General features: G+C 68.4%; 5 protein-coding genes and 1 tRNA gene. 3 read left to right on the plus strand and 3 right to left on the minus strand.

The window, feature by feature from the left end; translation table 11 throughout:
* The first annotated feature begins 231 nt into the window (after positions 1–231).
* From D7V77_RS38815 to D7V77_RS38830, 3 genes are all read left to right on the plus strand, one after another.
* Positions 232–1,818 carry an IS1182 family transposase gene (locus D7V77_RS38815; protein WP_120581254.1) on the plus strand — a complete coding sequence of 529 codons (1,587 nt, stop codon included), beginning with the start codon at positions 232–234 and terminating at the stop codon, positions 1,816–1,818.
* Between the two features lie 203 nt (positions 1,819–2,021).
* A complete protein-coding gene (locus D7V77_RS38820; protein WP_147452303.1) occupies positions 2,022–2,984 on the plus strand; it encodes a hypothetical protein in 963 nt (320 codons plus the stop codon).
* Positions 2,985–4,463: 1,479 nt separating this feature from the next.
* Positions 4,464–4,537 (plus strand) — tRNA-Arg (locus D7V77_RS38830).
* Positions 4,538–4,594: 57 nt separating this feature from the next.
* Here D7V77_RS38830 and D7V77_RS38835 read toward each other — a convergent pair.
* From D7V77_RS38835 to D7V77_RS38845, 3 genes are all read right to left on the minus strand, one after another.
* Positions 4,595–5,212, minus strand: coding sequence for an iron-containing redox enzyme family protein (locus D7V77_RS38835; RefSeq protein ID WP_120581257.1), 618 nt, complete (start codon positions 5,210–5,212; stop codon positions 4,595–4,597).
* A gap of 2 nt (positions 5,213–5,214) precedes the next feature.
* On the minus strand, positions 5,215–6,444 hold the full coding sequence (locus D7V77_RS38840) for a CapA family protein (RefSeq protein ID WP_120581258.1): 1,230 nt from the start codon (positions 6,442–6,444) through the stop codon (positions 5,215–5,217).
* Positions 6,441–7,382: fatty acid desaturase (locus D7V77_RS38845; protein WP_147452304.1), on the minus strand; the 942-nt coding region annotated here is incomplete at its 5' end. The genes D7V77_RS38845 and D7V77_RS38840, both read right to left, overlap by 4 nt.

Below are 7,382 nucleotides of genomic sequence, written 5' to 3' on the forward strand. Positions count from 1 at the left end.
GCTCATGTCGGTGCACTCACCAGGGGTGCTCAGCTCTTCCTTTCCCTGCAAGCTCAACCCTGCCCACGGGGCTGGCGGCCGCTCGGCCTCCAGCACCTTTCTTCAGATAATTAGGGACACCCCCTAGAGCGCCGATCAGGTTTCTGCCCGAGGAAAGTCGAGTACTTGCGCGAGCGTTCGACGCGGGCTGTCGCGGTGTGATCAAGTCGCCACCTCACGGAGAGGTGGCTCATGGAACGCTGGAAGCCGGCTGTGGAGCAGAGCGCCCGGGAGCAGCGCCTGCTGAAGCTCGCGGGGAAGAGCAGGAAGCTATTCGTCTTCCTGCGCGAGCACCGGCACGAGTTGTTCGACGAGGCCTTTCAGGACGAGCTTGAAGCGATGTACCGACAGACGGGCCAGGGGCAAACGCCGCAGCCGCCCGCGATGATGTGCATGGCGCTGCTGGTGCAAACCTACACGCAGTCCTCGGACGCCGAAGCCGTGTGTCTGTCGGGCACCGACAGCCGGTGGCGAATGGTATTGGACCGGCTCGGTGCGGACGAGGACGAGCCAGCCTTCTCCCAGGGCGGGCTGCAGCAATTCCGGGAGCGACTCATCGCGACCGAGATGGACCGCCGGCTGCTGGAGCGCACCGTCGAGGTGGCGAAGCGGACGAAAGGGTTCGATTCGAAGAAGACGCCGAAGACGCTGCGAGTGGGGGTGGACAGCCGCCCTTTAGAAGGAGCCGGGCGGGTTGAGGACACCCTCAATCTGCTCGGCCACGCAGGCCGCAAGGTGGCCGAGGGCATGGCGCTCGCGCTCGGTACCGACGTCGAGGAGGTGTGTCAGCAGGCCAATGCACCATTGCTGCTGGCCAGCAGCATCAAGGCCGGCCTCGACCTCGACTGGAGCGCGCCCGACGCGAAGCTCGACGCACTCAATCGCCTGTGCCGGCAGCTCGACTGCCTCATGGCCTGGGTGGCGAAGCAGTCGCAGTCGTGCGTCGCGGCTCCGCTGACGCGCTACATCGAAGCGCTCGCGCAGGTGAAGGCGCAGGACCTCGAGCCGCGCCCCGAGGGCGGCGTTCAGATTCGACAGGGCGTGGCGGCCGACAGGCGCATCTCCATCGAGGACGCCGACATGCGCCACGGACGCAAGAGCAAGAGCAAGCGCTTCAATGGCTACAAGCAGCACGTCGGCACCGACCTCGACACCGAACTCGTGGTGGCCTGCGCCGTGACGCCAGCCAATCGCCCCGAAGAGGAGGCGACCCTTGCACTGCAGGAAGACATGGCCCACCAGGAGCTCTTCCCCGACGTCCTCCTCATCGACAGGGCGTACCTCAACAGCTCCATGGCCGAAGACGTGCTGACGAGCGGCGGCGACGTCGTCTGCCGGCCGTGGCGAGGAGCCAGCGCGAAGCCCGGACTCTTCGGCAAGCGCGACTTCAAAGTGAACATCCGCGACGGCACCCTCACGTGCCCTGCTGGCGAGGTGGAGCCCTTCGAGCCCGGTGCCGTCGTGCAATTCGACCCAGAAGCCTGCGGGCCGTGCAAGCTGCGCTCAAGCTGTACCCAGGCCGCGTCCGGCAAGGGGCGCAGCGTCACGATGGGCGACGACGAGCGGCTACAGAAGCGCCTTCGCTCACGTCTGCAGTCGCGTGCGGGCCGCGCACAACTCCGCGAGCGTGTCGGCGTCGAGCATTGCCTGGCACATCTCGCCAACCGCCAGGGTCCGAAGGCCCGCTATCGAGGCACGCGCCGCAACCTCTTTGACCTCAGGCGACTCGCGGTCGTCCAAAACCTCAAGGTCACCGCGCGCTATCAGCGCGTGGCGTGACCTATCCTGTTCGGCGCTCTAGCCTCGTCCAGATGCGATGCGGATCCCATCGGTGGGCTGCTTTCGGCCCTCACCTGACCATTGAGCATGACGTACCTCGCTTCGTGAGAGAGGCGTGCAGGGTTGCGCTGGTCGCGGCCCTCTCCTTCCCCGTCGTTGCTCTCCTCGTGCCCTCCCTCTGGAACGCATGGCAGGCATGGGCCATGGCGCTCCTCGCCTGCGGGTGGGCCGCCCACCAACTGACGTCCGACTGGAAGGTGCTGCTCAACAAGGAAACACAGCTCTTGAAGCTGCGGTCCGGGGTCGGCGTGTTCTTCTCCGCGAACACGCATCCGCTCGAGTCTTTTACGTCCGTGGCCCTCTCTCCCCGCGGCAAGGCGGCTGGGGGAGGCTCCAGCGACTGGGGATTCTACTCGGTGGAGTTGAAGTCCCCGACACGAACCGTGGCGGTGTCGGGGAGTAACGACCGGGAAGAGGCGCTGGAGCTCGCCCAAGCCCTCTCTCGTTTCCTGGGCGTTGATTTGAGTGTGGACGGCGGACATGCGCGCCCCGCGGACGCCCGTCTCGAAGCAGCGCCACTTGAACGCGAGCAGGCGCTACCGTCACTCCCCCCAGGCAGTCGTATCCGGGTCCGGCAGAGTGCGCAGGGTCTGGTGTTGCAGCTGCCAGGCTGCGGCTGGAGGCCCCTGTTCGTAGTGAAGGCGGGCATCGCGCTTGTCATCGCGGTAGGTGGGCCCACCGTCTTCGGGCTGGCCTGGGTGCGCACGTACGGCCTCCGACAACTCACCTCCGCGGAGCCGCTGATGGCCCTCGCCGTCTTCCTTTGCCTGGGAGGACTCCTTTTGTGGAGTGTCATTCGGGAGGTCAATATGGGTTGGTCTCTCGCCGCGTCCTCACGGGGGATTGAGCATTCACGCACCGGGGGCGGGAAGCCGCGAGAAGCCACACGACTCCCAGCGTCGCAAATCGAGGACATCGACCTGCGTGAGACGGAGGAAAAGCTCTTCCGGAGCTTGACCGTCGTCATCGAGCACAAGAAGGGCTTCGTGCGGATGGGGGCGGGGCTGTCCCGAGAAGAACTCGAATGGACGGAAACCATGCTGCGCCGAGCGCTGGCGACCCGCCGGGGGCCGCGCGACGATGGCGACTCCACTCTCTTGCTGTAGTCCGCTTCATCGGCCTGCGGGACGCCCGCAACGTGGACGTTGAGTTCTCAGACGAAGTCAGGGGGCCGAGATAGGCCTGCCCCCAGGGGCCGGATGGGCCAGAGCCCATCCGGCCCCGTTGAGGCTCAGGGCGAGCGGAACCAGCTCGCCGTGAAGCTCCCGGAGACTTCCGTGAAGGAATCGGGCCCCGTCATCGTGATGGTCGTAGGAGTCGGCAGAGGATACGGCGCAGGACTTGCGCAGACTCCTGACCCACGGTGGTTGCGCGTCCCAGTGTAGGTCCCGGCAGTGGAGCCCGGGGTCAGTCCCGAGAACTTCACATCACTCGTCCGCCAGCAGCCATCTCCGTTGTTCGACATGATTCCGGAGCCACTGCTGTCAATGGTGAAGCAGCCAGGCCAGCTCGCGTGGCACCACTTCCCCACCAACGGATCCGTCGAGGAGAGGACGGCCGCCTTCTGGGCCGACAGGTCCGTCTGCTCATCCATGGCGCCGCCACAGGCCGTGAGGCAGAGGACTGCGAGGGCCGCGAGCGCTGCTTGTCTATTCATCGGGTGTCTTTCCTTGGAAGATCGGTTTGAGGTAATTGCCATTCTTCAAGGCCCCACAATAAATGGCAAGCAATATGGGTGGCCCTGCGGGTCTGGCCTCTGGTGCAAGGGCATGCCGGCCTGGGGTGCGGGCACACCCAGGGATTGGCGAAGATGCCGCGGAACCTCAAGGAGGGGCTCCCACGGGCTTCCGTGGAGGTGCTCCTGAAGAGTGGCCGCGTAAGGCGCCGCCGTGATCCCGGCCGCGGGCCCGCCCCAGCCGAGGACCTGCGAAGGCACGGCGTGTCGCCCCACCATGCGTCGTTGCCGCGGGGGGCGTCACATACACAACAGCAATCCAAACACCGCCAACAAACGTTTCCGCCTCCAACAAAACCCATCCACACTTTTCCGCCTTTTCCCCAATGGTTTACTCAAAATTCGGAATTATCATCCGCTCACCCACTCCACACTCGGAGGTAGCGCCATGATGAGCCGTATGAAGTGGTTGGTCGCGCTTGGCAGTCTGATGTTCGCGGCGGGCTGCGGGCCCTTGGAATCCGAGCAACCCCTCGACACAGCACCGTCCAGTGAGATGCAGGCCGAGGAAGCGCCCGGCATGAATGACACCCACGCAGCCGCTGTCACCTGCCCGCAGAAGTGTCAGAACCAACGCAACAAATGCATCTCTGAGTGCTCCCCCACCAGCTCGGCATGTATGCAGGGTTGTCGCAATCGCTACGAGATCTGCATCCTCAATTGCTGAGTCCTGCTACCGCCTCTTCCCTGGCCGGATGGCGAGCGCTCATCCGGCCCTGGGGCGGTTCAGTGCAAGCAGCCCCCGCTCGACGTGAAGCGGCAGGAGACGTAGGAGTGGACAGAGCGCGCCAGGGGGGCATCAGACCCGTTGCGTGCCTCGGATCGCCTGCTATAACGCCCGCGACCTTTCGACCCCGTAGCTCAGTTGGATAGAGCGGCGGTTTCCTAAACCGCAGGCCACAGGTTCGATTCCTGTCGGGGTCATCGCCCTGCTTGCCAACCTCTTGGAAGCAGGGCGTTTTTTTGCGCTGAGGCGCCCGCTCAGGGCCGCGACTCGCCGGCCAGCGCCGCGCGGTGGATGGCCACCCAGAAGTCGGCGGCCCGCCGGGCCCCTTCGAGCAGCGGCTCCGGGTGCCCGGCCCCCAGCGCCGCGCAGAGCGCCTGGGCCCGCGCGCCGTGCTCCAGGTCCACGTCGAGGTGGACGAGGATGAAGCGCGCCTTCGTCCGCTCCAGCCCGAGCCGCCCCAGTCCCTGGCGGGCCTCGCCTCCCAGGTGCCGCGCCACGCCCTCCAGCACGCGCAGCGCGCCCAGGAAGGCGAGCTGCCGCTCCGGCCCGATTCCCTCCCAGAAGGCGTGGAAGTCGGCCACCTCGCGAGGCGTGTCGGACGAGGGCTCGCGCCCGAAGGCCGCGAGGTCCGCCTTGGCCAGCAGGTAGTGCGACTGCTCGTCCCCCGCCAGCTCCGCGAAAAAGGCCTTCAGCTCGGGGAGCGTCGCGCGCTCGGCCGCGAGCCGCAGCCGGTCTCCGCTGCGCCGCGTGTAGTGGTACATCATGTCGAGGAACGCCACGTAGCGCTCTGGCGTCACCGCCGGCAGCCAGCTCGCGACCTGCCGCGCCATCCCGACGGCGAGCGCCTCCAACTGCTCATCAATCGACGACATCCTCAGTCCCTCCGGTCCGAAAGCAGCGCGCCCAACGTCCGCCGGGCATGCGCGAGGTGCGGCGCCGCCCGCTGGGGGGGCAGCTCGTCCAGGCGCACCACGCCCGCGTCGAGGAACCCCTCCCCACCGAGTCCCCGTCCACAGGCGGTGGGCACCGCGCGCAAATCCACCGGCTGGAGCACGCCCCGCGCGTCCCGGGCGAGCGCGAGCTTCAGCACGGCCCCCGTCTGGCACGCCAGCGTGGGCATGATGCTCAGGAAGTTGCCCAGCGAGTACGCGATGAGCCCCATCCGCTCGGGCCCGCCCCGGCGCACCTGCGTGGGGCAGGTGGCGTCCGCGCCGTCGATGGACACCCACTCCACCGGCTGGAGGACATGCGGCGAGGAGCCCAGGAGGAGGTCCGCCCCACGCTCGATGAGCCGGCAGGCGTGCTCGCGCTGGAGGGCCTCGGGCCAGTACTCGTACTCAAAGCCCCAGTGCGGCATCAGCACCACCAGGTCCGGCCCCACCGCGCGAGCGGCGTCGATGAGCGCGCCCAGCCGCTCCCAGTCCGGCGCGTGGAGAGGGCTGCCCAGCCGCGTCACCGGCACCCCGTCGGGCGGCGCCCCCACGAGGTGGTTGATGTCATACGTCACGGCGGCGATGCCCATCCGCACCCCGTCCACCTCCAGGGCGGCCACCGCGTCCTCCGGCCGGGGGCCTCCCACGCAGCGGTGCTGGGAGGAGGCCAGCACCGTCCCCCGGGTCCGCTCCAGCCCTTCGGCGCCCTGGTCGAGCGCGTGGTTGTTGCAGAGGGAGAAGACGCGGTGGCGCGCCGTGCCTTCCCAGGCCGCGAGGTAGTCCGGCGGGGCGTTGTAGTGGAGCGTCTCGTAGACGCGCCGGGGCACGGGCCGCGCCGGGTCCACCGGCGTCTCCAGGTTGGCGAAGGCCACCGCGTCCCCCGCCATCACCTCACGGACGCCGGGAGAGAGGGCGCGGTGGAAGCCGCTGCGAATCCACATCATGTCGCCCACGGCGCTCAGCCGGAGCTCCGGCGCGCCCGCGTGCCGCCAGCTCCCCGAGGCGAGGTGCCGGGCGACTCGCGCGAAGTGCTCCCCGGTTTCGGCCGAGCGCGGCTCCGGCAGGTGCAGGAGGCTCTTGGTGATGTAGCGCAGGTTGAGGTCCCACCGGGACAGCGGCCAGCGGCCGTCCTCGTAGCGGATGTCCGCGTACAGCCGGCGCAGGGCGTTCATGGGCGCTTTCGCTCCAGGGTGACGAGTCGCACGTCCTCCTCCACCACCATGGGGCCGGCCAGGAGGGCCCGCCACATGACGTGGAGGTAGCTGTCGAAGACGGGGGCCCCGCGCGCGAGCAGCTCGGCGCGCAGGCGCGCGTGCAGCCGCGCGAGGTTGTAGCCGGGCACCCGCGGGTAGAGGTGGTGGTCCAGGTGGTGGTTGAGGCCGTTCCACAGGAAGGTGACGAGCCGGGTGCTGCGCACCGTCGTCGCGGTGTGGAAGCGGTCGCCGCGCCAGACGTTGGCGTGGTGGTCGGAGATGGACTTGAGCCCGTTGAGGGGGCTGGCGAAGAGCACCGGCAGCAGCCAGCACTCCACCGCGCCCCCGAGGAGCCCGTGGCCCGCCAGGAGCCAGAAGAGCAGCGCGTAGAAGGCCCCGTAGCCGAGCAGCACCAGCGCATGGCGGCGCAAGCGGGCGGCGTCGAAGTGCTGCACCGGGTAGAGGACGTTGAAGTAGACGAGGCTGAGCGGCAGGCCCAGCAGCACGGTGGCGTAGAAGAGTGCCCACAGCCCGGGCGAGCGGCGGCCCGCGTTGTAGGCGTCAGGGTCCTTCTCGGTGCGGTTCCAGCGGTGGTGCGCGAGGTGGTCGTGCCGCATCGGCTCGTAGGCGATGCCCACGAGCAGGCTGAGCCCGTTGCCGAAGAGGCGGTTCTGCCAGGGCCTCGGGAAGAGGGTGTCGTGCCACGCGTCGTGGTCAAGCTGGATGAGCCCCATGACGCCCTGGGCCGCCAGCAGCCACAGGGGCAGCTTCAGCCAGAAGCCGCTGACGTGCGCGAGCCCCACGCCGGCCAGCCCCCACACGCCCAGGTGGAGGGCCGCCATGCCCAGAGCCCGCGCGGGGCGGATGCGCAGCAGCTCCACCAGCTCGTCGCGGGAGGGGCCTGGCCCGACGGGGGC

It is taken from the genome of Corallococcus sp. CA041A (genome assembly GCF_003612075.1).
Classification (GTDB): Bacteria; Myxococcota; Myxococcia; order Myxococcales; family Myxococcaceae; genus Corallococcus; species Corallococcus exiguus.

Bases quoted from the DNA above. Each gene is read 5' to 3' on its own strand.
- D7V77_RS38835 (WP_120581257.1), bottom strand. From the start codon at position 5,212: ATGTCGTCGATTGATGAGCAGTTGGAGGCGCTCGCCGTCGGGATGGCG.
- D7V77_RS38815 (WP_120581254.1), top strand. From the start codon at position 232: ATGGAACGCTGGAAGCCGGCTGTGGAGCAGAGCGCCCGGGAGCAGCGC.
- D7V77_RS38820 (WP_147452303.1), top strand. From the start codon at position 2,022: ATGGCGCTCCTCGCCTGCGGGTGGGCCGCCCACCAACTGACGTCCGAC.
- D7V77_RS38840 (WP_120581258.1), bottom strand. From the start codon at position 6,444: ATGAACGCCCTGCGCCGGCTGTACGCGGACATCCGCTACGAGGACGGC.